Origin of the sequence: Nocardia sp. NPDC056541, from assembly GCF_042794235.1 — a bacterium.
In the GTDB taxonomy this organism is placed as follows: domain Bacteria; phylum Actinomycetota; class Actinomycetes; order Mycobacteriales; family Mycobacteriaceae; genus Nocardia.
In genome coordinates this window covers 310,868-333,859 of the sequence record NZ_JBHTUD010000005.1, presented here as the reverse complement: position 1 = coordinate 333,859, position 22,992 = coordinate 310,868, and the positions used below count along the sequence as shown (strand labels likewise).

General features: G+C 66.5%; 24 protein-coding genes. 11 read left to right on the top strand and 13 right to left on the bottom strand.

Annotation, left to right across the window (positions count from 1 at the left end; translation table 11 throughout):
* Positions 1-70 precede the first annotated feature (70 nt).
* From ACFQ9R_RS11495 to ACFQ9R_RS11485, 3 genes are all read left to right on the top strand, one after another.
* The gene (locus ACFQ9R_RS11495; RefSeq protein ID WP_378990352.1) at positions 71-868 is read left to right on the top strand and encodes a TetR/AcrR family transcriptional regulator; all 798 of its coding nucleotides are present in this window, start codon (positions 71-73) and stop codon (positions 866-868) included.
* 241 nt (positions 869-1,109) lie between these two features.
* Entirely contained in the window at positions 1,110-1,475 is a 366-nt protein-coding gene (locus ACFQ9R_RS11490; protein WP_378990351.1) for a VOC family protein, read from the top strand.
* Positions 1,476-1,612: 137 nt separating this feature from the next.
* The gene (locus tag ACFQ9R_RS11485) at positions 1,613-1,987 is read left to right on the top strand and encodes a VOC family protein (protein WP_378990350.1); all 375 of its coding nucleotides are present in this window, start codon (positions 1,613-1,615) and stop codon (positions 1,985-1,987) included.
* Between the two features lie 50 nt (positions 1,988-2,037).
* On the opposite strand, the gene ACFQ9R_RS11480 is transcribed toward ACFQ9R_RS11485, so the two are convergent.
* The 8 genes from ACFQ9R_RS11480 to ACFQ9R_RS11445 all read right to left on the bottom strand — a co-directional run bounded on the left by ACFQ9R_RS11480 (position 2,038) and on the right by ACFQ9R_RS11445 (position 7,830).
* Positions 2,038-2,607 carry a GNAT family N-acetyltransferase gene (locus ACFQ9R_RS11480; protein ID WP_378990349.1) on the bottom strand — a complete coding sequence of 190 codons (570 nt, stop codon included), beginning with the start codon at positions 2,605-2,607 and terminating at the stop codon, positions 2,038-2,040.
* A 217-nt stretch (positions 2,608-2,824) separates the two neighbouring features.
* Complete coding sequence (locus tag ACFQ9R_RS11475; protein ID WP_378990347.1) at positions 2,825-3,769, bottom strand: LD-carboxypeptidase; 945 nt, start codon at positions 3,767-3,769, stop codon at positions 2,825-2,827.
* 38 nt (positions 3,770-3,807) lie between these two features.
* On the bottom strand, positions 3,808-4,641 hold the full coding sequence (locus tag ACFQ9R_RS11470) for a hypothetical protein (RefSeq protein ID WP_378990345.1): 834 nt from the start codon (positions 4,639-4,641) through the stop codon (positions 3,808-3,810).
* A 58-nt stretch (positions 4,642-4,699) separates the two neighbouring features.
* Entirely contained in the window at positions 4,700-5,023 is a 324-nt protein-coding gene (locus ACFQ9R_RS11465) for a hypothetical protein (RefSeq protein WP_378990344.1), read from the bottom strand.
* 17 nt (positions 5,024-5,040) lie between these two features.
* The gene (locus ACFQ9R_RS11460; RefSeq protein ID WP_378653145.1) at positions 5,041-5,268 is read right to left on the bottom strand and encodes a hypothetical protein; all 228 of its coding nucleotides are present in this window, start codon (positions 5,266-5,268) and stop codon (positions 5,041-5,043) included.
* A gap of 202 nt (positions 5,269-5,470) precedes the next feature.
* Complete coding sequence (locus ACFQ9R_RS11455) at positions 5,471-6,526, bottom strand: SEFIR domain-containing protein (protein WP_378990343.1); 1,056 nt, start codon at positions 6,524-6,526, stop codon at positions 5,471-5,473.
* A gap of 207 nt (positions 6,527-6,733) precedes the next feature.
* Positions 6,734-7,564 carry a Mov34/MPN/PAD-1 family protein gene (locus ACFQ9R_RS11450; protein WP_378990342.1) on the bottom strand — a complete coding sequence of 277 codons (831 nt, stop codon included), beginning with the start codon at positions 7,562-7,564 and terminating at the stop codon, positions 6,734-6,736.
* The gene (locus ACFQ9R_RS11445; RefSeq protein ID WP_378990341.1) at positions 7,561-7,830 is read right to left on the bottom strand and encodes a hypothetical protein; all 270 of its coding nucleotides are present in this window, start codon (positions 7,828-7,830) and stop codon (positions 7,561-7,563) included. The genes ACFQ9R_RS11450 and ACFQ9R_RS11445 overlap by 4 nt, the downstream gene beginning before the upstream one ends.
* A 122-nt stretch (positions 7,831-7,952) precedes the next feature.
* Here ACFQ9R_RS11445 and ACFQ9R_RS11440 point away from each other — a divergent pair, with 122 nt between their 5' ends.
* The 5 genes from ACFQ9R_RS11440 (at position 7,953) to ACFQ9R_RS11420 (ending at position 13,919) form a co-directional block, all read left to right on the top strand.
* Positions 7,953-10,331, top strand: a complete 2,379-nt coding sequence (locus ACFQ9R_RS11440) for an NB-ARC domain-containing protein (RefSeq protein WP_378990339.1) — start codon at positions 7,953-7,955, stop codon at positions 10,329-10,331.
* A gap of 48 nt (positions 10,332-10,379) precedes the next feature.
* Positions 10,380-10,916, top strand: a complete 537-nt coding sequence (locus tag ACFQ9R_RS11435; RefSeq protein WP_378990338.1) for a hypothetical protein — start codon at positions 10,380-10,382, stop codon at positions 10,914-10,916.
* A gap of 228 nt (positions 10,917-11,144) precedes the next feature.
* Positions 11,145-11,762: an NPCBM/NEW2 domain-containing protein gene (locus ACFQ9R_RS11430; protein ID WP_378990337.1), complete on the top strand. Its 618-nt coding sequence runs from the start codon at positions 11,145-11,147 to the stop codon at positions 11,760-11,762.
* A gap of 97 nt (positions 11,763-11,859) precedes the next feature.
* Positions 11,860-12,693 (top strand): DUF1707 domain-containing protein, encoded by an 834-nt coding sequence (locus ACFQ9R_RS11425; protein WP_378990336.1) that lies wholly within the window; start codon positions 11,860-11,862, stop codon positions 12,691-12,693.
* A gap of 83 nt (positions 12,694-12,776) precedes the next feature.
* Positions 12,777-13,919, top strand: coding sequence for a serine hydrolase domain-containing protein (locus tag ACFQ9R_RS11420; protein ID WP_378990335.1), 1,143 nt, complete (start codon positions 12,777-12,779; stop codon positions 13,917-13,919).
* Positions 13,920-14,003: 84 nt separating this feature from the next.
* Here the strand turns inward: ACFQ9R_RS11420 and ACFQ9R_RS11415 are convergent, their stop codons facing one another.
* The 3 genes from ACFQ9R_RS11415 to ACFQ9R_RS11405 all read right to left on the bottom strand — a co-directional run bounded on the left by ACFQ9R_RS11415 (position 14,004) and on the right by ACFQ9R_RS11405 (position 16,883).
* Positions 14,004-15,368, bottom strand: a complete 1,365-nt coding sequence (locus tag ACFQ9R_RS11415) for an NtaA/DmoA family FMN-dependent monooxygenase (protein ID WP_378990333.1) — start codon at positions 15,366-15,368, stop codon at positions 14,004-14,006.
* Between the two features lie 10 nt (positions 15,369-15,378).
* Positions 15,379-16,587 carry an LLM class flavin-dependent oxidoreductase gene (locus tag ACFQ9R_RS11410; protein ID WP_378990332.1) on the bottom strand — a complete coding sequence of 403 codons (1,209 nt, stop codon included), beginning with the start codon at positions 16,585-16,587 and terminating at the stop codon, positions 15,379-15,381.
* 119 nt (positions 16,588-16,706) lie between these two features.
* Positions 16,707-16,883 carry a hypothetical protein gene (locus ACFQ9R_RS11405; RefSeq protein WP_378990331.1) on the bottom strand — a complete coding sequence of 59 codons (177 nt, stop codon included), beginning with the start codon at positions 16,881-16,883 and terminating at the stop codon, positions 16,707-16,709.
* A gap of 159 nt (positions 16,884-17,042) precedes the next feature.
* On the opposite strand from ACFQ9R_RS11405, the gene ACFQ9R_RS11400 reads away from it, so the two are divergent.
* Genes ACFQ9R_RS11400 through ACFQ9R_RS11390 form a run of 3 tightly spaced genes read left to right on the top strand, consistent with a single transcriptional unit; the run spans position 17,043 to position 20,456 of the window.
* The gene (locus ACFQ9R_RS11400) at positions 17,043-18,116 is read left to right on the top strand and encodes an acyl-CoA dehydrogenase family protein (RefSeq protein ID WP_378990330.1); all 1,074 of its coding nucleotides are present in this window, start codon (positions 17,043-17,045) and stop codon (positions 18,114-18,116) included.
* A 25-nt stretch (positions 18,117-18,141) separates the two neighbouring features.
* Complete coding sequence (locus ACFQ9R_RS11395) at positions 18,142-19,203, top strand: LLM class flavin-dependent oxidoreductase (RefSeq protein WP_378990329.1); 1,062 nt, start codon at positions 18,142-18,144, stop codon at positions 19,201-19,203.
* The gene (locus ACFQ9R_RS11390) at positions 19,200-20,456 is read left to right on the top strand and encodes an MFS transporter (protein ID WP_378990328.1); all 1,257 of its coding nucleotides are present in this window, start codon (positions 19,200-19,202) and stop codon (positions 20,454-20,456) included. Before ACFQ9R_RS11395 ends, ACFQ9R_RS11390 begins: the two co-directional genes overlap by 4 nt.
* A gap of 64 nt (positions 20,457-20,520) precedes the next feature.
* Here ACFQ9R_RS11390 and ACFQ9R_RS11385 read toward each other — a convergent pair whose 3' ends face one another.
* Together ACFQ9R_RS11385 and ACFQ9R_RS11380 are read right to left on the bottom strand one after the other, a co-directional pair.
* The gene (locus ACFQ9R_RS11385) at positions 20,521-21,855 is read right to left on the bottom strand and encodes an NtaA/DmoA family FMN-dependent monooxygenase (protein ID WP_378990327.1); all 1,335 of its coding nucleotides are present in this window, start codon (positions 21,853-21,855) and stop codon (positions 20,521-20,523) included.
* Between the two features lie 92 nt (positions 21,856-21,947).
* Positions 21,948-22,979, bottom strand: a complete 1,032-nt coding sequence (locus ACFQ9R_RS11380) for an aldo/keto reductase (protein WP_378990326.1) — start codon at positions 22,977-22,979, stop codon at positions 21,948-21,950.
* Between the last annotated feature and the right edge of the window lie 13 nt (positions 22,980-22,992).

Sequence of the window (22,992 nt, the reverse complement as noted above, 5' to 3'; positions counted from 1 at the left end):
TACGCTTGTAGGCTGAGATCAGCATAGGCACGGCCGCCTATTTCGTCTACAGATGTTGAGCGAGGTTGCGATGACAGGGCAGGAACTCGACGCGGCGACCGCGCCCGTCAGCCGGGCCGAGCGGCGCAGTCAGACCCGGCAGGTGATCCTGGACGCGGCGCGCGAGCTCTTCGCCGAGCGTGGTTACCTCGAGACCACGATTCGGGCCGTCGCGCAGCGCGCCGACGTCGATCCGGCGCTGGTGATGCAGCATTTCGGCGCCAAGAACGCGCTGTTCGATGCGGTCTCGGGCATTCCGATCACCCTCGACGACGCGTTGGAAGGCCCGCCGGAGGAACTCGGTGAACGCCTGCTTCGGCACGCCTTGGCGGATGTGGACCGCAAGGACGACCGAACGATGCCGGTACTGAGGTCGATGCTCACCCATCCGGAGGCGGCCCACGCCGTGCGCTGCGCGATCGTGAATCCGGAGACGAGTCCGTGGACGCGCGTGCTGGTCGGCCCGGATGCTGAACGGCGGTCCGCGCTGATCGGCACGCTGGTGCTCGGCGTGCTGGTCGCGCGTTACATGGTGCACATTCCCGGGGTGTCCGATGCACCGGCGGAGCGGTTGGTCGAGTTGGTCGGACCGTGCCTGCGCCCACTGGTGATGGACGGTGTGCCGCCGGAGCCGAAAGAGCCGTGCACGGCATTGGCGGCGCTGGCCGAAGCGGATGCCGCGCGCCGGGCCGCTGCTGAACGGGTCGACGAATGCGCCAGGATCGCGCTTGCCGCAGGCGCGTCCTACGGTGATGTGGGCCGGCTGGTCGGGATCAGTCGACAGGCGGCCCGCAAACGGTGGCCGACCGCCCCGGCCGTTGACAACTAAAGTTGTCACCTAGGCACGACTTCGGCGAGGTAGGTTCAGTCCTCCCTGTATGACAACTTGAGTTGTCATGATGGCTGTCCTGGAGGCACTCTGTGCTGGTTGCTCTCCGATGGTGTATCCGAGTCTCACGCACATTGCCGGCCGCCAGGCCCGACTTCTCGGCGTTGTCAGCCCAAACCGTGTTGTGTGCGTGGCGATCCGAAGTGGAGACGACTCGAGACTTGCTCTCTATGGTGGATCGATGGTGTCGGTAAAACAGATCCAGGTCACCTTCGACTGCGCGGAGCCTGAGCGTGTTGCTCGTTTCTGGTCCGAGGTGCTGGGGTACGAGCACAGGGGCTCGGCATGCGTCGATCCCTCAGGTGTGGGCCCGCGCCTGTATTTCCAGCGCGTGCCCGAGGGGAAGGTCGTGAAGAACAGACTTCACATCGACGTGCGGGTCGGCACCGGGCTCGTGGGTGAGGAGCGCGTCGCCGCACTCGAAGCCGAATGCGCACGGCTGATCCCGCTCGGCGCGGTACGCCTGCGACTACTGCGTGCCGATGGCGTCAATGAATCGTGTCTGGTGATGCAGGACGTCGAGGGCAACGAGTTCTGTCTCGACTGAGTAGCTGAGACCGCCGCTCCCGGCGACTGACGCCTCTCTTCGAACGTCCGCACCGTAGAGCTATGAACGGCAAACGATGGTATCGATGGCAGGACGTCGACTCCCGCGTCAGGCTGGGGTCACAGGTAGGGAGAGCCATGACCGCGATAGCCAGGTTCGGTGCGATCGCCCTCGACAGCCGGGACGCCCGACACCTCGCCCAGTTCTACCGGGCGTTGCTGGATTTCGAAATCCGTTACGAGTCCGACGATTTGGTGGTGCTGCGCGGATCGGGGGTGACGCTGACGATCGAACGAGTGGCGGACCACATACCGCCGGAGTGGCCCGGCAATCGGGTGCCCAAGCAGATGCACCTGGATCTGTTCGTGACTGATCTCGATGTCTCCGAGGCTGCGGCGATCGGCTGCGGTGCGGTAAAGGCACAGTTCCAGCCCGCACCGGATCGCTGGCGCGTTCTGCTCGACCCGGCGGGACATCCTTTCTGCCTCACGATGGCGCCCAATCCTGACTAGGCCCATCAGCTTGTCCCGCCCTCGCGTGTTCTCACTGATCGGGCCGGGTATCAGTCGGTGCGGAGTCGGGCGTGCAGGTGCATGTCGTGGCGGCCGTCGCTGTGGCGGCCGGCGCCACGCAGCGTGCCCTCGAAGGGGAATCCGCATTTGGCTGCGACCCGGCACGATGGCAGATTGTGGACCGAGTGGGTGAGCTCGATCCGGTCGAATCCGACGTCGTGAAAAGCCCAACGGGTCAGCATGTTTGCGGCGCGAGGCGCGATGTGGTGCCCGCGCCGGGCGGGCAGGGTCCAGTAGGCGAGTTCGGTGACGCCCTCGGTGAGGTCCGACTGCCGCAATCCGATGCGTCCGGCGACCTCTCCGTTGCTGGTGACGGCCCATTGACCGTTGGCGCTGGACCAGGCCGAGCGCCATTGGCGAATCCACTGGCGAACCTGCTCGATGGACTCGGCCGTCCGAACATGCCACTGCCGGATCGCGGGGTCTTGGAATGCCGCGTAGACGGTGGGCGCATCGGCGACGGTCCAAGGCCGCAGCGTCAGCCCATCGGCCGCGGTGAGCGTGGGCTGATCGGTGGCGAACGCAGCGGGATCGACCACTGCCGACATCAACTCGGGCATTCCAGCATTGTCCCCGTCGAGTCCGGCGAAGATGGACAGTTGGAACCAGCCAGGCTGAATCAGTTCTGCCGGTGTAACAATGGCGGCCTCGATGTCGCGAATCCGACTTCGGAACTTCTGTATGACACGAGGCCGACGCCGTGCGGCGGAACAGCCCAGCGACCTGTCCTCTGTCGCGCCTTCCGCGAACCATCAGTTTGCTCGGCGGGTGTAGCAGTCAGCGGCTGGCAAGTTCCGAGCGGCCAGGTGGGTTGAGCGTGAGTGTTCCACTGTCGGTGTCGAGTTCGGCGAAAGTACCGAGAGGTATCGCGTGCGGATCTGGTCCGTGACCGAATTCCAGGCCTCCGAGGATCGGTTTGCCGAGGGGGACAAGGCGGTCGCGCAGGACGTCGATGAGGTTCCAGCCGCGGTCGGTGTAATCCTCGAACCCGTGGAACCTTCCCAGGGCGAACGCTCGGATACCGTCGAAGGCTCCGGATCGGATCAGCTGGGTGAGTTGGCGGTCGATCTGTCCGAGCCCGATTTGGCGTTGGGCTTCGATGAGGACTATGGAGTCGGTGAGGTCGGGCAGGCCTGCACCGACCATGCCTGCCATGGCGGCCAGCGAACCTCCCATCACGAATCCCTGTGCGCGCCCGGCTGATTCGACCGCGACCGACATCAGTTTCGAGTTGCGCTCGAGCACGTATGGTCGCGGGCTGGTCAATAGATGGTGAACGGTTTCGGTCGACCGGCGGCCTGCGAGGCAGCCATGGACGCCTGGGACGCGGCAGTTCTGCCAGATCGCCAGATGTAGGTAGGTGATGTCGCTGAATCCGACAAGGGGTTTCGGGTCGGTGCGGATAGCGTCGTAGTCGAGTCCGTCGAGGAGACGGTAGGCGCCTGCCCCGCCTCGCGTTGTGATGATCGCTCGAACATCGGGATCGGTGTAGGCGGCGTTGAGGTCTGCGAGTCGGTCGGCGTCTCGCCCTGCCATATAACCGTGCTGGTCCAACGCGTGGTCTCCGACTTCGACCCGAAGACCTCGATCCTGCAGGATCTGGGTCAGTTGCAGGATCGAGGAAGCTTCGTCGGGGAAACTGGCCGGTGAGACCAGGCGAACGGTGTCACCCGAACGAAGACGCGGCCACGACCGTACGGCGAGTTCGTGCGATCGGCTCATAGGTCAGCGACTGTAGCGCCGCGGTGCGTTCCTTCCGGTCAGAAACGCTCGAGGCCGTAGAGTTCGGTTCCGGACGAATCGAAAACGGAGGCGTGCTCGGCATCTGTGAACTCGACGCGGTATTTCGCTCGATTGGGGCTCTGCGTCACTATCAGCGTGTACCGGCCGTCCGCATCGGGTTTGCTGGAGATCGAGCATGTCATCGGTCCGCCGATGTCGAGCGGTTCGCCGTTGTTGTAGAAGAATCCGTCGCACCGGCCACCATCGGAACCGAAGGTTTTTGTTCCGGTGCCGTCGGATGCTGTCCACGTGCCTGCCATGGCCTCTGCGCCACCACCCGGCTGTGGACCGGAGGTCGGATCGCTCATCAACCGGTCGGCGGAGAAGCCGAGCAGCGCAACCGCACCGACGACGACGAACGTCGTGAGGACCGGGTGGCGCTTGGCCTGATGCACGATCTTGCTCTTCACAGTGACCGGGCCGGTGGCGCTGATATCGCCCATCACACCGGCGAAAGTGCCGGAGTTGTTGTACCGCGACCCGGAACCGGCCGGGGCAGGTGGCGGAGTCGGCGGTGCGGTCAGCCGGTCGAGTTCGGCACTGAAGCCGCTGTCGCCGGCCACCGCGACCGAAAGGGACCGTTCGGCGGCGACCTGCGTGGCCGAGGACACCGCACCACGGGTCGCGCGGGCCTCGTTCAGCAACTGCTGGACGGCCGGGTCGCCACCGAGTTTGGCAACCACCGCGTTGCGTACTCGATTCACCGCGAGGTCCAGCGCTTCGTCGGTGAGTCCATTGATGGGTTTCCCGACCCGGTTGGCCTTGCCGACCGCCCAGGCGATCAACATGGCGACGGCAATTTCCACGGTCATTGCGTATTCACCTTTCCCGAAATACGGATCCGGCCGCGGTGGTCCGCGGCCGGCGGGTTCAGCCCCATGTTCCGGAGTCCCAGTCGACGGCGTCGTCGATCGACTCCGCGCCGTTGCGGCCTGCCTTGCCGCCGGTGTCCTTGCTGAATCCGAAGGTGCCGCAGTAGGAATCCACTTCTCTACGCACACCGATGGTGTTGGCGGTGGACAGAGTCTGCAGATCATGGTCGGCCAGAAGGTCGTCGAGGGTGTCGTTCTGGTCCTCGTAGCTCATCGCGGCGAACTCCGAACAGGTCACATCCTTGGGGTCCTGCCCGCACGAGACGAGTGTCAGAGCCAAGAGGATGCCTGCGGTCACCGGAAGAATGCGTCGGAATGTCATGTGTGGTCCGCTCCCTGTCAACGATTGAGGCCGGCGAAGAGGACGAGCCCACCGACGATGGGGAGCGCGTAGAACCAATCCGTCATGAAATAGCTGCCACGCGAGAATGCGATATATCCGCCGTACCCGACCGATAGCAGACCCAGGGCGATCAGCACGATCGCGCCGGAACCGTAGAAATTGAATCCGGCTACACAGAGCATGATTCCGAAAACCGCTACGAACAATGCGTTGACAAATCGCATTCGATATCCTCTTATCCGTTTTCCGATGGGCGGAGGTGCGCCGATTCGAGCGCACCCCGCCCGGCGCCCGAATCGGCGGGCCTTCTCATGACGACGCCTTGGGCGTTGCCGAATCGAGGATGCACGGCCGCGGCGGTGTTCCGGCGCGTGGCGTGGAAACGCTGAAAAACGCTGAACGCCACTGGAAAAGGAGAGGTCGGCCTCAGGCGAACAGGGTGGGGTTTCCCCAGGCCAGAGCCGGTAGTTTGCTGGGGCGCCCGACAGCGGCACCCAAGCCTGCCAGCATCGGATTGGCGACCGTGTCAGGCCGATAGGCGACCAGGCGCAGCCGCAGGACATCGCTCACGTCGTAGCGAATCCGCGCCGGTTCACCATGGGCCACCTCGACCTGTTTCTGCGCCTCGCCGTCGAGGAAGACCTGGAAGTAGCCGATCTGCCGCGCGTCCACGGCGTCGTCGAGGACGCCGACCACGGTTTCGAACTCCCGAAACGACCGGCGCAGGTTGTACTCGATCGGGCTGCGTGGGTCGCCACAGAAGTTCGCGCAGCGGTGAACAATGCTGTTGCCGTAGTGGATTCCGTTGAGATCGGCTCCGGTGATCTGCAGATCCGGGCCTCGCGTGATCGGGTCGAAAGCGTCGGTCAGCAGCTGTGCCTTGCGTTTACGTGGTGCGTCGGCACCCTGCGGTTGAGTGCGGCGACTACCCCACTGCGGGCCGACCCACGTGCCGCGACGCGGGGCAGGGTGTTCGGTGACTCCGCTGAACGCCGCGAGCAGATCGTTGATGCCCTCGGTGGTGAATTCGCTGATCTCGTAGTGGGTGGTGGAATGGGCGGCCAGGAACACCGGGACCTCGTCGACCGAGCGGCCCGGGAGGATGACCGGCAGGATCCGTCGGGTTTCCCCGCGCAGATCTCTGGTGAGGCCGTTGCGGATGATCGCCGCCTCGAACTGCGCGCCTCGACCCTCGTCCGCGGCGGCAGTGCCGTCTGCGCGACGTTTGTAGGCGGGGGAGGCGATGACGAGGACGAAGTCCGCGTTGGTCAGTTGCTCGATGGCCCACAGCGACCAGTCGCGGCGCTCGTAGTCGTCCCAGGCGTCGAGCCGGACGTCGACGCCCGCCTCGCTGCGCAGGAAGGTGCTGAACTCGCGCACCAGTTCCTTGTGCTGGGGTGAGTCGTGCGAATAGGAGACGAACACCCGGGGAGCCACGCTGTCGGAAGCCGCCGGGGTGGTCGCGTGCTGCTCGGTACTCACTGGAGCGCGGTGGGCTGCTCAGCAGCCCGTGCCGGTGCCATCGTTGTCCTGTTCTTCATTTCTTCCCTTCTGATAGACGTCCCGAATACGTTCTGCCCGAGCGGAATACGATTCACAGACACCACGATCTCCACCCGTCCGAAACCGGTGACGGCCCAGAATGGTAGGCGACCGGGACCGTGTTCCGGGCCGCATCGCGACAGGAATTCACCACACCGGATCCGGCGCGGCGTGTAGCGCCCGCGCCAACCGGGATTCCGCCGGAACGGTCAGGTCCCAGGTGAGGGGCAGCGGGAGTATGCGGTGGTGTCGGTGGTCGATACCGAAGCGATCCAGCAATGTCGACCTGCCACTGTCGAATTCGTCGGTGCGCTCGGCTAGCACAATCGGCGCCTGTGTCGGATACAGCAGCGGGAACAGCAGCGTCAACTCCAGTCCCGCCGTGCGCATCACCACCGTGACATGGACGACTCCCTCGACATCGGCAGTTCTCGGTGTGGAGGCCGAGGTGCCGAGTGTGGTCGCGAGACTGGTGCAGTCGCGACCGACCGGCAGGATCTGAACTCGGGCGGGACGGACCTCGACCGTCCCCAGCGGGGTCGGCACCGAGACGAAGACCGACAGGAGGCCGTGGGGCAGCAGCACCTGGTGGTCTCTCGTGCGCTGATTCTGGTGCGTGACAATGGGAGTGACGTACCTTCCGAGCCAGGGGGTCAGGCGGAGGCAATCGGTGAAGGCTGCCAGGTCGTCGACCGAGGGATGCTCCGCGCCTTTGGCGTGCGAGTGCACGATTCCCTTGAGTTCGAGGTCGGGCTCGGTTTCTTCTATTCGGTTGAGTGCCCGCCGGAACGCGGGCGAGATGCGGAAGGTCGTCGCGGTCGAGATCGCGTCCGGGTCCGGAAGGAACGCCGTGATCAGGGGCAGCCCCAACGGGCCGAGCAGTCCGCCGCCACGTTCCGGCGGGTGGGCGGCGACGTGCCGGTCGATCGAGGTGAGGACGGAGTCGACGAGCGAGACGTGGCGAAACACCCCGCTCACGCGCCCCGGTGGACATCGCGCCGGGACCTGTTGCGGTCCACGGGTAGTCGATGTCGCGCCATCGCGGTCGCCGCGTCGAACGTCTCGGTGGTGACCTGCGAGAACTGGCGGTCTAGGAGTTCTTCTGTTCTGTCCACCAGCAGAATTCGCCCGTCGGTGTCCAGCACCAGACCGTACGGATGGGACGGAGCGGCACTCGCCCCCGCCGTGGTGTCGTCGAAGGGGATGTGTTCCAGGGATTTCGGTCGACTCATCGCATCGGACACGGTCGTCTCCTTCGGTAGACTGAGCCGTCATGCCAGCACGATCGAGGTGCGAGGCGCCTGGGGTTCTGGAAAGCTCTCGAAAACCCTGAGCGGTGCTGTGCGGTCCGAGCAGGAGGCTGACGATGGGCGGCAGGGAGAGAACGCCGGAGATGGAACGATTCGCCGGTGAGCTGAAAGCCGCCGCACTGCGAGCCGAGAAGACGCACGGTCGAGTGGAATGCTCGCGAATAGCCAAGCAGCTCAACGTTTCTACGAGCAGTGTGTACGCCTACCTGAAGGGAAACACGCTGCCGAGCACTGGGCGTCTCGACATACTGCTGGCGGCGCTGCACATCTCGGGGGCCGATGCCAAGCGGCTGACCGATCTGCGCGACACGCTCGAGATCGAGCGGTGCGGCGAGTCCGGCGATATCACGAGAACCGCCGATGACGGTCGCGAGCCCGAGCCCGAGCCCTCGGCACGGGTAGTGAACCAGCACACCCACCTGCCACGCGACATCGCGGTTCTGCACGGTCGCGAACGCGAACTCGACCAGGTGATCGCGATAGCGGGTGCCGGTAGCGCGGTCTGTGTGCTGTCGGGTCTCGCAGGTGTGGGCAAGACCGCCCTCGCGGTTCGCGCAGCCCGACGTTTGCTGCCCCGATTCCCCGACGGCTGCCTGTTTCTCGACCTGCACGGTTACGCCGCAGGGCCGGTCGTGGCAGCGGAAGTGGCCGCGGGAGCGCTGCTGCGCCAGCTGGGTCTCGCTCCTGAATCGGTTCCCGCTCAACCGGATTCGCGGATCTCGCTGCTGCGGGAGATGCTCGCCGCGGGGCAGTATCTCGTCCTGCTCGACAATGTCTTGGACGCGGCCCATGTAGCGCCGCTGCTGCCGGGAGCGGGCGCCTCCGCGATCCTGGTCACCAGCCGCGGCACGCTCAACGGACTCGACGAGGTGGACCGAGTGCCGATCGGACGGCTGGCGGACGCGGATTCGGTAGCGCTGCTCGATCGCCTCACGGGCGGGCTGCCCGCTGAGCGCACACCGACTCCTCAGCAGAGCGCCGCGATCGCACGGCAGTGCCACGGCCTGCCGGTGGCTGTGCGGATCGCCGCGGCGATCTTGCGCAGCGAGATGTGGCCGACATCCGCGGAAGGGGGCGCCGAGCCCCGGGTCGAACTGGAGATGCTGCACGACGGCGATCGCGATGTCGAGACTTTGTTCGAGTACTCCGTGGCTCGCCTGCCAGCGGATTCGGCGCGCGCGTTCACGGTGCTCGGCCTGCACCCGGGAACGAGTTTCGATCTCGGGAGCGGCGCGGCGCTGATGGGCGTGGAGCCCTCGGCGATGTGGCGGCACCTGCGCCTGCTGGTCGAGGTGAGTCTGCTCGAACCCGACGCGCGCGGGCGATACCGATTCCACGATCTGTTGCGCGACTTCGCGCGTCGTCGCGCCGCCGCGTACTTCGACGATGTCACCACGCGGGCAGCCGTCACTCGCCTCGTCGACCGGTACACCGTGTTCGCCGATGGCATGGACCGGATCCTGACCCCGTCTCGGCACCGCGCGCAGATGGCGCCCAGCTCGCCCTGCGTCGACGCGACGGTGTCGACCTACCCCGAGGCCATGCAGGCGATGACCGCCGAACGCGACAACGTGGCCGCCGTGGCACGTGCCGCGACCCGGCACGGGCTCGACGAGCAGTGCTGGCAGCTCGCCTTCGCGGTGCGTGGGTTCGCGTTCATCACCAAGGACATCGAGTTGTGGACCGAGACCCATCGGCTGGCCGTGGCCGCTGCGGTCCGGGCCGGCAATCACTACGCGGAAGCTGTGACCTGCAACAATCTCGGTCTCGCCGCGATGACCGCCGGTGACGACGTGGCCGCCGCGGCGCTGTACGAGCGAGCCCGGCTGCTGTTCGTGCGTCTCGGTGATCGGCACGGCGAACACACCGCTGTGGCCCACCAGGCCTGGGTGCACGTGCGCAGGCGGGATTTCGCGGAGGCGCTGGAGCTCAGCCTCCGCGCACTCGCGTTCGTCGACGTGCACGGCACTCCGCGCAACAGGGCCATCCTGTTGCGTGATACCGCCCTCATAGAGGTGAACCTCGGCCGATTTCTCGACGCCGTGCCGAGGCTGCTGAACGCGTCGGAGATGTTCCGGACGTTCAACCTGTTCGTCGACGAGGCCATGACCTCGAATGTGCTCGGCGACGCCTATCTGGCGCTGGACGATCTCGCGGACGCGTGGGAGGCCTTCGACCGCGCTGTCGCGCTCGGGCGCATGGCGGGCAGTGCCGTCGAGCAGGCTCGTGGCCACGACGGGCTCGGGAAGGTCGCGGTCGCCCGGGGTGAACCGGCGGTCGCGCGACAACACTGGCGCATCGCGATCGATCTGTGCACCCAGGTTCGTGACACTGCTCGGGTCGCGGAGATCGCGGCCCGGGCCGAGAAGCTCGAGTCTCGTTCAGCGGGGGCGACTCCTGTCGAAAGTCGGCTGGAAAACTCTGTAATCGCCTGAACAGCAGCACTATCCTGCTTCGGCCTCGTCGTCACTACGGTGAAATCCGTGAACATGGTCGCCACTCTCATCACGGCCGTGACGACCGTCGCGGTCGCCGGACTCGCCTACCTGCTCAACCAGCGCGGCCAGCTCGCGCAGGAACGCCGACAGGCGCGATTGCTCAGGATCAGCAGGCAGATTCGTGAGCTGTACGGTCCGCTGCACGTCATGGTCGACATCAACGAGCGCATCTGGGAGAAGCTGCGTGAATCGCAGTTGCCCGCCGCGTCCCACCGCCGTCCCGACCTCGCCACCGACAACTGGCGTCGGTGGCGCGACCACGCGTTGATGCCGGTGAACCGGGCAATGCGTGATCTGATCATCGAACACGCCGATCTCGTACCGGATTACCAAGTTCCGGAACCGCTGCTGACGTTCTGTTCGCATGTCGCGTCCGTCGAAGTGCAACTGGCCGCCGAATCCGACGGCGTGCACGTTCGATCCCTGGTGCCGCACCCGGGTGCGACCTACGTGCGCTATGTGCGCGACACCTACGGACAACTCAAAACCGAACAACAGAAGCTGGTTCGCGCGGTGGATTGACCCGACCGACCGGAATTCAATTCCGAACGGTATCGATTCGGGCGGTCCGATTTCGCCGATCAGGTTGCGGCAGAACAAATAGTGACGTATTTATCTACCCGGTGAGTGTGCTGTCGGCAACGCTGCCGCGAACAGCGCCACCACTGTCATGAATCTGGACTGGAGCATGTCGTGAGTTTCATCAAAGCGAGGCGATCGCGATGGCTGGCCGCCACGACTGTGTCGGCCTTGGCAGTCGCAGCTCTGGCGAATGCCGAAGGCGCGTTGTCGTTTCTGGAGCGGCTCACCTCGGCGACCTCGGCATCGCCGGACCCGACGTCGACGGACGATCGCGCGCTGCCCACCGCCGCGCCGGCGCCCACCACGTCCGTCACTTCCACGTCGAAAGTCGTGTCCCCGACGGTTGCGCCCTCCGCCGGGTGGTACGAGCTGACCTCGTACCGATCCGTTACCTGGAACAACGGATTCGACCCGGTCGATCCGGTTCGGATCGGTTCGGCGAGCTTCCCGAGCAGCATTGTCGGGTATTACCCGTCCACGACGTCGGACCCGATGAACCGCGCGATATGGACGGTGGGCGGCAAGTGCGATCGCTTCTCGGTCTGGATCGGCAAGGACGCCGATTCCGCTTCGTCCGACGGTGTGGGCCGTTTCGTTGTGCAGACCGATGATCGAGAGGCCTTCGCGGGCGAGATGTCGATGGCGGACGCCGCCCGCGAGGTCGACCTCGACATCTCCGGTGTCGTCCGGCTGACGTTGCTCGACACGAGGCGATCCCAGGATGCCAAGAATGCGTGGGGAAAGCCCCGGGTGCACTGCACTGAGCCACCCGGTCGCAAGCGCTGAGCAGGCGTCGGCGAGTAATTCGTTTCGTCAAAGTTACTACTTCAGCAAACTATCGGCTGAGTGTGGATTTCCCGCACTCCGTACATCGGAAGAGAAAATGACTCCACGGATCGGAACAGTCGAAAAGGATCGCGCTCTGGCGCTTCTCAACGAGCATCAGGCGGCCGGTCGCATCGATCTCCGGGAATTCGATCTGCGGGCTCAACAGATCACCTCCGCGGTCACCCAAGCGGATCTGGACGCCATCTTCGCGGACCTGCCGTCGCCCGCGGACGACCGACGCAACCCGTGGCTGGTCGCCACCGTCGCGTTGGGGATCACGTGTGTCCTGCTGATCGGCGCGGTGGTGGTACTGGCCACGCAGCGCTCGTCCGCCACGACGAGCGAAGTAGCGGCGCCTGTTTCCACGACCACGTCGCGGGCGAGTGTCGTTGCCGCCGCTCCGACCTCGTCTCGATCTGCTACGGCCACTTCGACTTCGACGACGACCTCGAGTTCCACTTCGGGCGCCCTGTCGGATGTGAGCACCGATGCGGTGCAGTACGTGATGGATTTCAAAGCACTGTCGGGAGGAAAGTACTCGGATCTCGATGTCGGGCCGAGCCAGGTGTCGGGGACCTCCTACAGTCGCTCTGTCCTGCTCGAGCCCTACCGCGAGCAGTTGGCGTTCGTCGAGTACGACCTGGGACGCAAGTTCACCCGGCTCGACGGAGTGCTGGGCATTCAGGACGATTCGACGCCCAGCGACATCGCTGTTCAGTTCCAGATCTACGCCGACGGAGCGCTGCTCACCGATGTGGTGGTGAAACTGGGTGCCACGGTGCCGGTCCATCTCGAATTCGACAAGCCGCTGCGCCTACGGCTTCAAGTGACCGATACGACCGGCGGTAACTGCGTCGGGGTCTTCGGAGATCTGCGCGCCACCCGATAGTCGTCGTCGGTAGTGCCAGCACTACCGGGTATCGGGGAGTCGGCAGGCTTCTCGTGGCAGGGCGTTCTCCCTAGTTTCATGGGATGCGGATGAAACTTGCGATGCTGGGGATGACGGTCTTGATAGCCACGTCGTGCGGCGTGGACACTTCGCCCGGTGCCACGGAAACGGGCCGGGCGGAGATCACCGCCGCGCTGAACAGCGCGGTGCGCCAAGGCTATCCGGGAGCTCAGGCGGTGATCACCGACAAAAGTCATACCTGGACAGTCACCGCAGGTGTGGCCGACGTGGCCACCGGCAGGTCGTTTTCCGACGATGATCAGCTCCGGATTGCCAGCAACACCAAGCCGTTCGTCGCCACCGTGATGCTGCAGTTGGTGGCCGAGGGCAAGGTCGAGCTGGATGCGCCGGTGGAACGGTATCTGCCGGGCGTGGTGCACGGGCCTGGTATCGACGGCAATCGGATCACGATCCGAAACCTGTTGCAGCACACCAGTGGACTGCCCGAGTATGCGGCCGAGTTCGGGGCGCCGCCCAAGCCTGGCCAGGTCGCGGGCCTCACCGAGCAAGTCCGCTGGGGGATAACGGATATCGCCCAAGTGGTCCGCAACGCGCTCACCGCGCCAGCCGATTTCGAGCCCGGTGCGCAATGGGCATACTCCAACACCAACTACGCCATCGCCGGGATGGTGATCGAGCAGATCACCGGAAACCCGGTAGGCACCGAGGTCACCCATCGCATCATCGAGCCCCTCGGCTTGCGCAACACCTACTACCCGAGTCCTGATGAAGTCGACATCCGCGGCCCACATCCGAAGGGGTACACCGAGATCGGTGGCGTACAAGTCGACTACACCAGCCAGAACGTCTCGTGGGCCGGCGCGGCCGGTGCGATGGTCGCCTCCGGCGCGGACCTGAACCATTTCTTCCTCGCCCTGTTGGACGGAAAGCTGCTCCCGTCCGCGCAATTGGCGGAGATGAAGAATGTCCGGCCTACCGGAGTGGACAGCACATGGGCCTACGGTCTCGGCCTGGCGCGAATCACGATGTCGTGCGGCAACGAGCTCTGGGGTCATACCGGCGGTCTGTCGGGCACCGTGACCTATGACGGCGTAGTCCTCACCACAGGCCGTGCCGTCACCATCGCCCTCAACCAGGACCTGATGGACGACCGCTACCAGGAAGGTTCGCGCGCTTTGGACGCTGCTGCCTGCTCGGCACCCTAGAGCCTGTGTCGAAGTCCTCTCCGGCCGGGTGCGGGACGGTCTGCTGTGGGCATCGGAACGAGATACCCACAGCAGCACCATCACTCAGGCATCGACGGATACGGTGGCCGATCGGAGGTCGGGCAGGCCGAGGTTGTCTCGCAGGGTGGTTCCGGTGTACTCGGTGCGGAGGGCGCCGCGGTCTTGGAGCAGCGGGACCACGCGGTCGACGAATTCGTCCAGGCCGGTCGGGACGAGGTGGGAACCGAGGATGAAACCATCGGAGCCGTCGCTGCTGACGAAATCGTCGATCTTCTCCGCGACCCGGGCCGGTGTTCCGACGATCGGACCGCGCTCGAACTGGTCGATCACCGTTTCGCGCAGGGTCAGCTTCTTGGCCTCGGAGACCTCGCGCAACCGTTTGACCGTGGCGAAACGGTCCTGGTGCAGGAAGGCGCGGCCCTGGATGAACGGCGCCGCGTCGGGATCGGGCTCGATATCGGGGATCGGGCCCTCCGGGTCGTAGCCGGACAGGTCCCGGTTCCAGATCTGTTCGAGCAGGATCAGCGCGGTCTGTCCGGTGACCTGTTCGTTGCGGATGGCGTGGTACTTCTCGATCGCCTCGGCTTCGGTGTCGCCGAGGACGAAACTCGCCGACGGCAGGATCTTGATGTCGTCGGGCGAGCGCCCGGCCGCTACCGCGCGAGCCTTGATGTCGCGATAGAAGTCCGCGGCCTCGGGAAGCTTGCCGTAGGGGGAGAAGATGGCGTCGGCATTGGCCGCGGCGAAATCGCGTCCCTGTGGTGAGACGCCGGCTTGCAGGATCACCGGCCTGCCCTGCGGGCTGCGCGGCACCGTGAACCGGCCGGAGATGTCGAACTGCCGGCCACGGAACTCGAACGCACCGGCATCGGGCCGGGCCAGGAATCGCCCGCTGTCCTTGTCGGCGACGATATCGTCGACGTTCCACGAATCCCACAGGGCTCGAACAGCATTCAATGTCTCCTCGGCCCGCACGTACCGGTCGGCCGGGTCGAGGAAGCCGCCACGCCGGAAGTTCTGTCCGGTGAACGCGTCGAAGGACGTGACCACGTTCCAGGCGGCGCGGCCGCCGGAGAGGTGATCGAGAGTGGCGAACTGCCGAGCGAGTTCGTAGGGCTCGTTGAACGTGGCGTTGATGGTGCCCGCGAGGCCGAGGTGCTCGGTGACCGAGGCGATGGCGGCCAGCACGCCGAAGGTGTCGGGACGGCCGATGATGTCCTGGTCGAAGATCTGGCCCGCACGTTCACGCAGGATGAGACCTTCGGCGAGGAAGAAGAAGTCGAACTTGCCGCGTTCGGCGGTGCGCGCGGTGTGTTCGAAGGAGCTGAAATCGATCTGGCTGCCCGCCTGCGGGTGCCACCAGGCGGTGTGATGGTTGACGCCGCCGAGGTAGGCGCCGAGGATGACCTGCTTGCGGGGTGTACTCATCGGTGGGACCTCACACTCTGGCGTAACGGTTGGGCACGGTGGTCGACAGACCGAGCAGTCCGCGCAGGGAACCCTCGGGATAGCTGGTGCGGAACAATCCGCGATGCTGCAGGGCGGGCACGAGTCGGCCCGCGATCGCGGCCAGGTCATCGACCGCGACACCGGGACGCAGCCGGAACCCGTCGACACCCTGGGCGTCCCAGTCGGCGAGCAGATCGGCGAGCTCCTCGGCGCTGCCGGTGAAAATGGCCGCGTCGGAGGAGAATTCGGCACCGGACTGGTCGTTGAGCCGGGCCAGGCGTTGCGCGCCGGTGTCCTCGTCGGAGTCGAGGAAGACGACCAGGTCGGCGTAGACCCGCAGCGGTTCGCCCACCCTGGTCGCGGCGGCGGTCGCGACCTGTCGCAGAATCTCGGCCGGTCCGTGCTCGCGTGTGGGTGTGACGAAGACGAGATCGGCTGCCGCGGCGGCGAATTCGTAGATGCGGGTGGCGTGGCCGAGTGCTGTGACCACCGGCTGACCTTGCGGTGGGCGCGGGGTGATGGCGGGACCGCGGACGCTGAAGAAGCGGCCTTCGAAGTCGATGTAGTGCAGTTTGTCGCGGTCGATGAAGCGGCGGGCGGCGACGTCGCGGATCTCGGCGCCGTCCTCCCAGCTGTCCCACAGGCGCCGCACCACCTCGACGGCGTCGGTGGCCTCTTCGAACAGTGCTTCGGCGTGTTCGGGGAGCTTGCCGGTCGCGATGATGTCGGCGAACTCGGCGGGCGTGGGGTCGGTGACCTCGCGGCGCCCGAAGTGCTGGGCTTCCTCGGCGCCTGCCGAGACTCGGACCTGCCAGCCCGCGCGGCCGCGGGAGGTGTAGTCGAGGGTGGCGATGGCGGTGGAGACGTGGAACGGCTCGGTGTGGGTGGTCGTCACCGTGGGGATGAGACCGAGGTGGCGGGTGATCGGGGCGAGCGTCGCGGCGATGAGATGCGCGTCGAGCCGGGCGCGGACCTGGTCTACGGCATCGTCGTCGCGGGTGTGCAGCGGACCGGGCACACGCAGGCTGTCCTCGATCGTGACGAAGTCGAGCAGACCACGCTCGGCGGTGCCGACCAGGTCGGCCCAGTATCGGGCGCTGAACAATTCGGTGGGCCGCGAGTTCGGTGCTCGCCAGGCGGCCGGGTGCCAGCCCGCGCCGTCGAGCGCGACACCCAGGTGCAGTGGGTTCGGTGCCATCGTCTGCCATTTCTGTTCGGTGAACGGTGCCTGGTGCAACACCCGATGGCGGGCACCGGGTTGTCGGGCGGATCCGAGCGGCGCGGTCGCAGTACGGGGCGCAGCGATGTCGGCAACGATCACCGGTGGTCAGCGGGGCGGCTGGGTGAATACGACCGGTCCGCTGCGGCGACGTCAACCATTGAATTCAGCCCGATCGACAGGAAATAGGCTGTCGCCCTGCGGATCGCTGATCGCCGCGCACCGATCGCGCGAGGATGGAGGAATGCCGCATCGTTGCCCGCGGCGGTGTCCACCGGCAGATCCTTGTTTGCTGACGCGTCGCACAGACTTCTCGCTCTGCGGGAATTTATCTCCGCTTGCCTCCTGTCCGCGCAGGTAGAGGCCGGTGCGGCTCGGTACACAGCGGGGGTAGACACAGGCATTCGCTCGCTGTGCGGGTCGATACTTTCGACGTGAACGCAGCGCACGACAACGCGAACGACGAATTCCTCGTCCGAGTGCGCGACTACGCCGAGCAGGTGTTGCGACCCGCCGCACTGTCGACGGACCGCACCGGGGTGCTCGCGGATCGGATCGACGAACTGGGCGGCCTCGGTCTGCTCAATCATCTCGCGCCCACAGAATTCGGTGGTCTCGCGATCGACCGCGACACCGACCGTCGCGTGCACGAGATCATCGCGGGCGCCTGCTTCAACACCTGGCTGGTCTGGGCACAGCACGCGCCGCTGGCCGGGCGCATCGCCGCGGCAGGTGCCCCGGTATCGGCGCTGGCCGCACAGATTCTGCGCGGTGAGCTGCTGCTCGGTGCCGGAGTCAGCGATGTGCGGCGGTTCCCCGATCACTATGTCGTCGTGGCACGTAAGGCTGCCGATGGCTGGACCTTCGACGGCACCCTGTCCTGGGTCAGCGGGTGGGGCCTCAACTCGGCGCTGACGGTGGCCGCCGTAGAACCCGACACCGAAACCGTGGTCACCGCGCTCGTTCCGGTCGGGCCACGAACCCGCAGCACCGGACCGCTGGAACTCGGTGCGGTCGCGGGCAGCCGAACGGCCCGCGTGCACCTGGACGAAGTCTTCGTCCCCGACGAAAACGTTCTCACCACACAGAGTCTCGACCAAGCGCGCATCGACGACACCGGCACCGCGAGCGACGCGCGCGCCCACCACTTCGGCCTCGCCGAGACGATCCTGACCGAGCTGGAGCGCAGCACGGTGCCGCTGGCCGCCGATGTCGCGGCGACCTGGCGCCCACGCGTCGCCGAAATCCGTTCCACCGCGTACGCGCTCGCTGACGAAGCCACGGCCGCGGGCACCGGACCGCATCGCCTCGATGAGCGCCTGGCCACCAAAGTCGCCAGCGGAGAGGCACTCTCGGCGATCAGCCGCGCGCTGCTCATCGCCAGATCCGGCCGTGGCCTCAGCGGCGACGACACCGCGCAACTACACGCCCGCTCCGTCCTCTTCGTCCTGGTCCAGGGCCAGACCACCGATGTCCGTCGCGCCCAGCTCGCTGCGCTGGCCCGCTGATCACCACCGAACGGAACCACCGAACATGAGTCTCGAATTCCTCTGGTACATCCCCAATCAGGTCACGCCGGGTCACCGCGGCGAGCCCGTGGCCGCCGATCACAACAGCCTGGACACCTTGACCACGCAGGCGAAGGTGCTGGAGGCACACGGTTGGAAGGGCGCGCTGCTCGGTACCGGCTGGGGCCGCCCCGACACGCTCACCGTCGCCGCGGCGCTGGCGGCGCGGACCGAGTCCTTCGAGCCCCTCATCGCGATCCGGCCCGGCTATTGGCGCCCAGCGAACTTCGCCTCCGCCGCGGCCACCCTCGATCACCTCTCCGGTGGTCGGGTGCGGGTGAACATCGTCTCCGGCAAGGACGATCTGGCCGCCTACGGTGACAGCGAGGGCGACCAGGCCGACCGCTACGCCCGCACCAAGGAGTTCCTCCAGCTCGTCCGCAAGCTGTGGACCGAGGAGAACGTCACCTACCGCGGCGAGCACTTCCAGGTCACCGACTCCACGGTGGTGCCCCGCATCGAGCCGCGAGGCGACCGCCGTCATCCGACCCTGTACTTCGGTGGCGCCTCCGAGGCCGCGGAACGGGTCGCCGCGACCGAGGCAGATGTCCAGTTGTTCTGGGGTGAGCCGCTGGAAGGGGTACGTGAGCGCATCGAACGATTGCGCGCGCTGAGCGCCGAACTGGGCCGGGAGCACGCGCCGCTCGAATTCGGCTTGCGCATCACGACTTTCGTCCGCGACACCACCGAGCAGGCGTGGGCCGATGCCGAGGCGAAGGTCGCGGAGATGGCGAAGAACAGCCAGAGTGGGTCGAATCCGCACCGTCGCACCGCCGTCGGTCAACAGCGTCTGCTCGACCTGGCCGCACGCGGCGAGGTGCTCGACGACAATCTCTACACCGCGCCGGGCAAATACGGTGGGGGCGGCGCGGGTACCACCTGGCTGGTCGGTTCCGCCGAGGATGTCGCCAAGTCGCTGCGCAAATACCGCGATCTCGGCATCACCCACTTCGTGCTGTCCGACACCCCGTACCTTCGCGAGATCGAGCGTCAGGGTTCCCAGCTGCTGCCGTTGCTCGGGGAGTGAGTGCCGCCGCCGTCCTGACCGTCGACCCGGTGCGCAGTCGACGGTTCCGGCTCATCGCGGTCTTCGCGGTGACCCAGACCGTCGGCTACGGCGCGATGATCCAGGCCTTCACCGTGCTGCTGGTCCCGATGTCGCAGGCCATGGCGGTCTCACGCACCGAAATCGCGGCCGCTGCCACCATTTCCACGCTGATCGGGGCGTTGGCCGCGGTGCCGGTGGGCAATCTGCTCGACCGCTACGGTGGGCGGGCGTTGATGACAGCGGGCTCGGCGCTCGGCGTCGGCGCGGTTCTGCTGTGGTCGCAGGCGCAGAGCCTGGCCCAGCTGTACGCGGCGTTCACACTGATCGGGTTGGCACTGGCCACCTCCACCTACGAGGCCGCGTTCGCCGTTCTCGTGGTGGCCACCGAACCCGAACACCGGGATTCGGCGATCGTCGCGGTGACCACGGTCGTCGGACTGGCCACCAGCCTGTACTACTTCTTCGCGGGCTGGCTCGAAACGCAACTCGGTTGGCGCACAACACTGGTGGTGCTGGCGATCGGTTTCGCGGTGATCGTGGTGCCCGCGCACCTGTGGGCGGTACCGGGCCGGGCAGCGCACACCAGCCGGGTCGCGCAACGCACCGGCGTCCGCCTCGGTGACGCGCTCCGTGACCGCAAATTCTGGTTGCTGGTGGTCTCTTTCGTCGCCCAGAGCGGGTCCACCTCGGCCTTTCTGCTGATGATGGTCACCTACTTCCGCGACATCGGCTATTCGCCCGTGTCCGCCGCCGCCCTCCCGATCGCCGTCGGCGTCACCCAGATCGCCGCCCGCCTGGCCCTGGCCCCGTTGGCTCGCCGCTTCGGGATGACCAGCGTGACAGGGGTTTCCTTCGCCCTCCAGGGGGCAGGATTGCTGGCGCTACCGCTGGCAGGCACCTCACTGCCGCTCACGCTGGCCTGCATCGTCGCCTTCAGCACCGGCTACGGCACCAGCGTGATCGCGCGCCCGTCGATCGTCGCCGACAGTTTCGGCGTCCCCCAGTTCGCCGGGATCCTGGCCGTGATGACGGTCCCGATCGCGCTGTCGCGTGCGGGCGCTCCCTTGGCCGCCACCTGGCTCGGTGACTGGCGATTCCTGGTAGCCATCGGGCTCGCCGCCCTCCTCGCCGCGATCGCGCTGATTCCGCTATCGCGCACACCGCCGGTAGACCACCCACCGGTTCCGCCTCAGGACGCGGTCACCGGGCCCAACTGCGGCGCGACCCCGTAACGGACCGGCGGCGAAACGGCTGCCCCGCTCGAAGGTGAGTGGGGCGGCCGTTGGACTGCGGTGATTACGCGGGCAGGCTTTCCGCCGCGCGGTCCCCCGGGAAGGGGAGACCGAAGCGGGCGCGCAATGTCGGCGCGGAGTAATCCTTTTGGAACAGCCCACGCTCCTGAAGGATCGGCACCACCAGGGTCGCGAAATTCTCCAGGTCGACGGCGGTCTCGGCGGGCATGATGGTGAAACCGTCGGCGGTGCCCGCGTCGAACCAGGACGCGAGATCGTCGGCGACCTGCTCGGCCGAGCCGACCAGGAGGCGGTGGCCGGAGCCGCCGGCGCCCTGCTGGATCAACTCGCGCGGAGTACGCGGTCCCTCCGCGATGAGCGCGCGGGTGGAGATGCTGAACCCCGTCGAGAACGCACCGGCCGGAACGGCGTCGGGAAGGTCGTTGACGCTGATCGGATCATCGGGGCCGAAAGAGTCCGCGGGCAGGCCGAGGTTACCCAGCAGCGCGGTGGTGAGCCGCTCGATCGGCAGCAGATCGTAGAGCTCCTGCTCGCGCCGACGCGCCTCGTCCTCAGTCGCCGCGACCAGCACCACCACGCCGAGCGAGATCTTCACATCGTCGCGATGACGACCGGCCGCGGCCGCGCGCTGCCGGATGTCGTTGCGGAACGCGACCGCCTTGGCCTTGGTCTGGGCGACGGTGAACACGACATCGGCGAAGTCACCCGCCAACTTGAGTCCGCCCTCGGACCCGCCGGCCTGCACGACCACCGGTCGACCCTGCGGGCCCGGAGCCACCGGCAGCGGCCCGGCGACCGAGAAGAACTCGCCCTCGTGATCGATGCGATGGATCTTGCCGGTGTCGGCGTAGCGGCCGGTCGACTTGTCCGCGATCAGCCAGTCCGGCTCCCAGCTGTCCCACAGCCGGGTGACCACGTCGAGGAACTCCCAGGCCCGCCGATACCTGGTCTCCTTCTCCGGGTGATCGGTCAGGCCGAAATTCGCTGCGGCTGCCGGTGTTCCGGTGGTCACGATGTTGACCGCCGCCCGCCCCTTCGTCACGTGATCGAGCGCCTGGAACCGCCGCGCGAGGTTGTAGGGGGAGTTGTAGGTGGTCGACGAGGTGATCACGACACCGAGATGCTCGGTCACCGCCGCGACGCTGCCGAGCAGGACGAGCGGATCGATCCCGGTGCCGGGCGCCTCCTCGATCTCCCCGCGCAGGGCAGGACCGTCACCGAGGAAGACCGCGTCGATCTTGGCGGCCTCGGCGATCTTCGCCAGACGCTGGAAGTAGTCGATGTCGAGGTAGGCGAGCGGGTCGGCATGATCGAGTCGCCAAGCCTGGCGGAAGTGTCCCGGTGTCATCAGGGACAGGTTCAAATGGAATCCGGACATGGTTGGTGCCTTCTGATGTGGTCGGTGAGACAGGAGACGCCGATGACGTGAGCGGACTCGGCCACGTCATCGGCGTCGTGTTCGGGCAGGAATCAGAGCTTCAGGCCGGTGCCGTGGACACCGTGCTCCTCGATGAGGGCGAGCTCCTCGGCGGTGAAGTCGGGGAAGTTCAGCGCGGCGGTGTTGTGGTCGAGCTGGGCCACCGAACTCGCGCCGATCAATGCCGAGGTGACCTCGGGACGGCGCAGCACCCACTGCAACGCCAGCTGGGCCAGCGACTGCCCGCGCGCGGCGGCGATCTTGTTCAGCTCGGCGGTGCGCTGCCGGTAGGTCTCGTCGATGACATCGGGGGACAGGAACGTGCTGTTCTGCGCGCGAGCACCCTCGGGGATGGTCTCGAGGTACTTGTCGGTGAGCAGACCCTGGGCCAGCGGCGAGTAGACGATCACGCCGAACCCGTCCTGGGTCGCGGTGTCGAGCAGACCGTTCTGCTCGGGGCGGCGATCGTAGATCGAGTAGCGGGCCTGGTGGATCAGCAACGGGACACCGGCGGCGCGCAGCTGCTCGGCGATCTCGTGGGTACGGTCGGGCAGGTAGTTGGAGATGCCGACGTAGAGCGCCTTGCCCTGCTGAACCGCGCTGACCAGTGCGCCCACGGTCTCCTCGAGCGGGGTGTCGAGGTCGGGGCTGTGGTGGTAGAAGATGTCGACGTAGTCGGTGCCGAGATCGCGCAGGCTGTGCTCGAGGGAGTTCAGGATCGACTTGCGCGAGCCGCCGCGCAGGTACGGGCTCGGCCCGATCGCGTTGCCCGCCTTGGTGGACAGCACGATCTCGTCGCGGTACGGCGCGAGGTCCTTGGCGAGCACCCGGCCGAAGTTCTTCTGGGCGGCGCGGTGCGGTGGGCCGTAGCGGTCGGCGTTGTCGAAGTGGGTGATGCCCAGATCGAAGGCGTGCAGGATGATCTCGCGCTGGGTGGCGAAGGCGTAGTCGGTGCCGAACTTCTGCCACAGCCCGAAGGAGAACGCAGGCAGGTCGAGGCCGGAGGTACCGGTTCGCCGGTACGGGACCTTCTCGTAGCGGTCTTCCGCGGCGGTGTAGGTGCGGTCGAAGGGGCCGTAGCTCATCAGGGATCTTTCT

Excerpts from the sequence above, each read along its gene's own strand:
- ACFQ9R_RS11410 (WP_378990332.1), bottom strand. The coding sequence starts at position 16,587 with ATGGCACCGAACCCACTGCACCTGGGTGTCGCGCTCGACGGCGCGGGC.
- ACFQ9R_RS11395 (WP_378990329.1), top strand. The coding sequence starts at position 18,142 with ATGAGTCTCGAATTCCTCTGGTACATCCCCAATCAGGTCACGCCGGGT.
- ACFQ9R_RS11485 (WP_378990350.1), top strand. The coding sequence starts at position 1,613 with ATGACCGCGATAGCCAGGTTCGGTGCGATCGCCCTCGACAGCCGGGAC.
- ACFQ9R_RS11425 (WP_378990336.1), top strand. The coding sequence starts at position 11,860 with ATGACTCCACGGATCGGAACAGTCGAAAAGGATCGCGCTCTGGCGCTT.
- ACFQ9R_RS11495 (WP_378990352.1), top strand. The coding sequence starts at position 71 with ATGACAGGGCAGGAACTCGACGCGGCGACCGCGCCCGTCAGCCGGGCC.
- ACFQ9R_RS11415 (WP_378990333.1), bottom strand. The coding sequence starts at position 15,368 with ATGAGTACACCCCGCAAGCAGGTCATCCTCGGCGCCTACCTCGGCGGC.
- ACFQ9R_RS11465 (WP_378990344.1), bottom strand. The coding sequence starts at position 5,023 with ATGACATTCCGACGCATTCTTCCGGTGACCGCAGGCATCCTCTTGGCT.
- ACFQ9R_RS11460 (WP_378653145.1), bottom strand. The coding sequence starts at position 5,268 with ATGCGATTTGTCAACGCATTGTTCGTAGCGGTTTTCGGAATCATGCTC.
- ACFQ9R_RS11420 (WP_378990335.1), top strand. The coding sequence starts at position 12,777 with ATGCGGATGAAACTTGCGATGCTGGGGATGACGGTCTTGATAGCCACG.
- ACFQ9R_RS11480 (WP_378990349.1), bottom strand. The coding sequence starts at position 2,607 with ATGCCCGAGTTGATGTCGGCAGTGGTCGATCCCGCTGCGTTCGCCACC.
- ACFQ9R_RS11380 (WP_378990326.1), bottom strand. The coding sequence starts at position 22,979 with ATGAGCTACGGCCCCTTCGACCGCACCTACACCGCCGCGGAAGACCGC.
- ACFQ9R_RS11490 (WP_378990351.1), top strand. The coding sequence starts at position 1,110 with ATGGTGTCGGTAAAACAGATCCAGGTCACCTTCGACTGCGCGGAGCCT.
- ACFQ9R_RS11385 (WP_378990327.1), bottom strand. The coding sequence starts at position 21,855 with ATGTCCGGATTCCATTTGAACCTGTCCCTGATGACACCGGGACACTTC.
- ACFQ9R_RS11440 (WP_378990339.1), top strand. The coding sequence starts at position 7,953 with ATGGGCGGCAGGGAGAGAACGCCGGAGATGGAACGATTCGCCGGTGAG.
- ACFQ9R_RS11470 (WP_378990345.1), bottom strand. The coding sequence starts at position 4,641 with ATGACCGTGGAAATTGCCGTCGCCATGTTGATCGCCTGGGCGGTCGGC.
- ACFQ9R_RS11475 (WP_378990347.1), bottom strand. The coding sequence starts at position 3,769 with ATGAGCCGATCGCACGAACTCGCCGTACGGTCGTGGCCGCGTCTTCGT.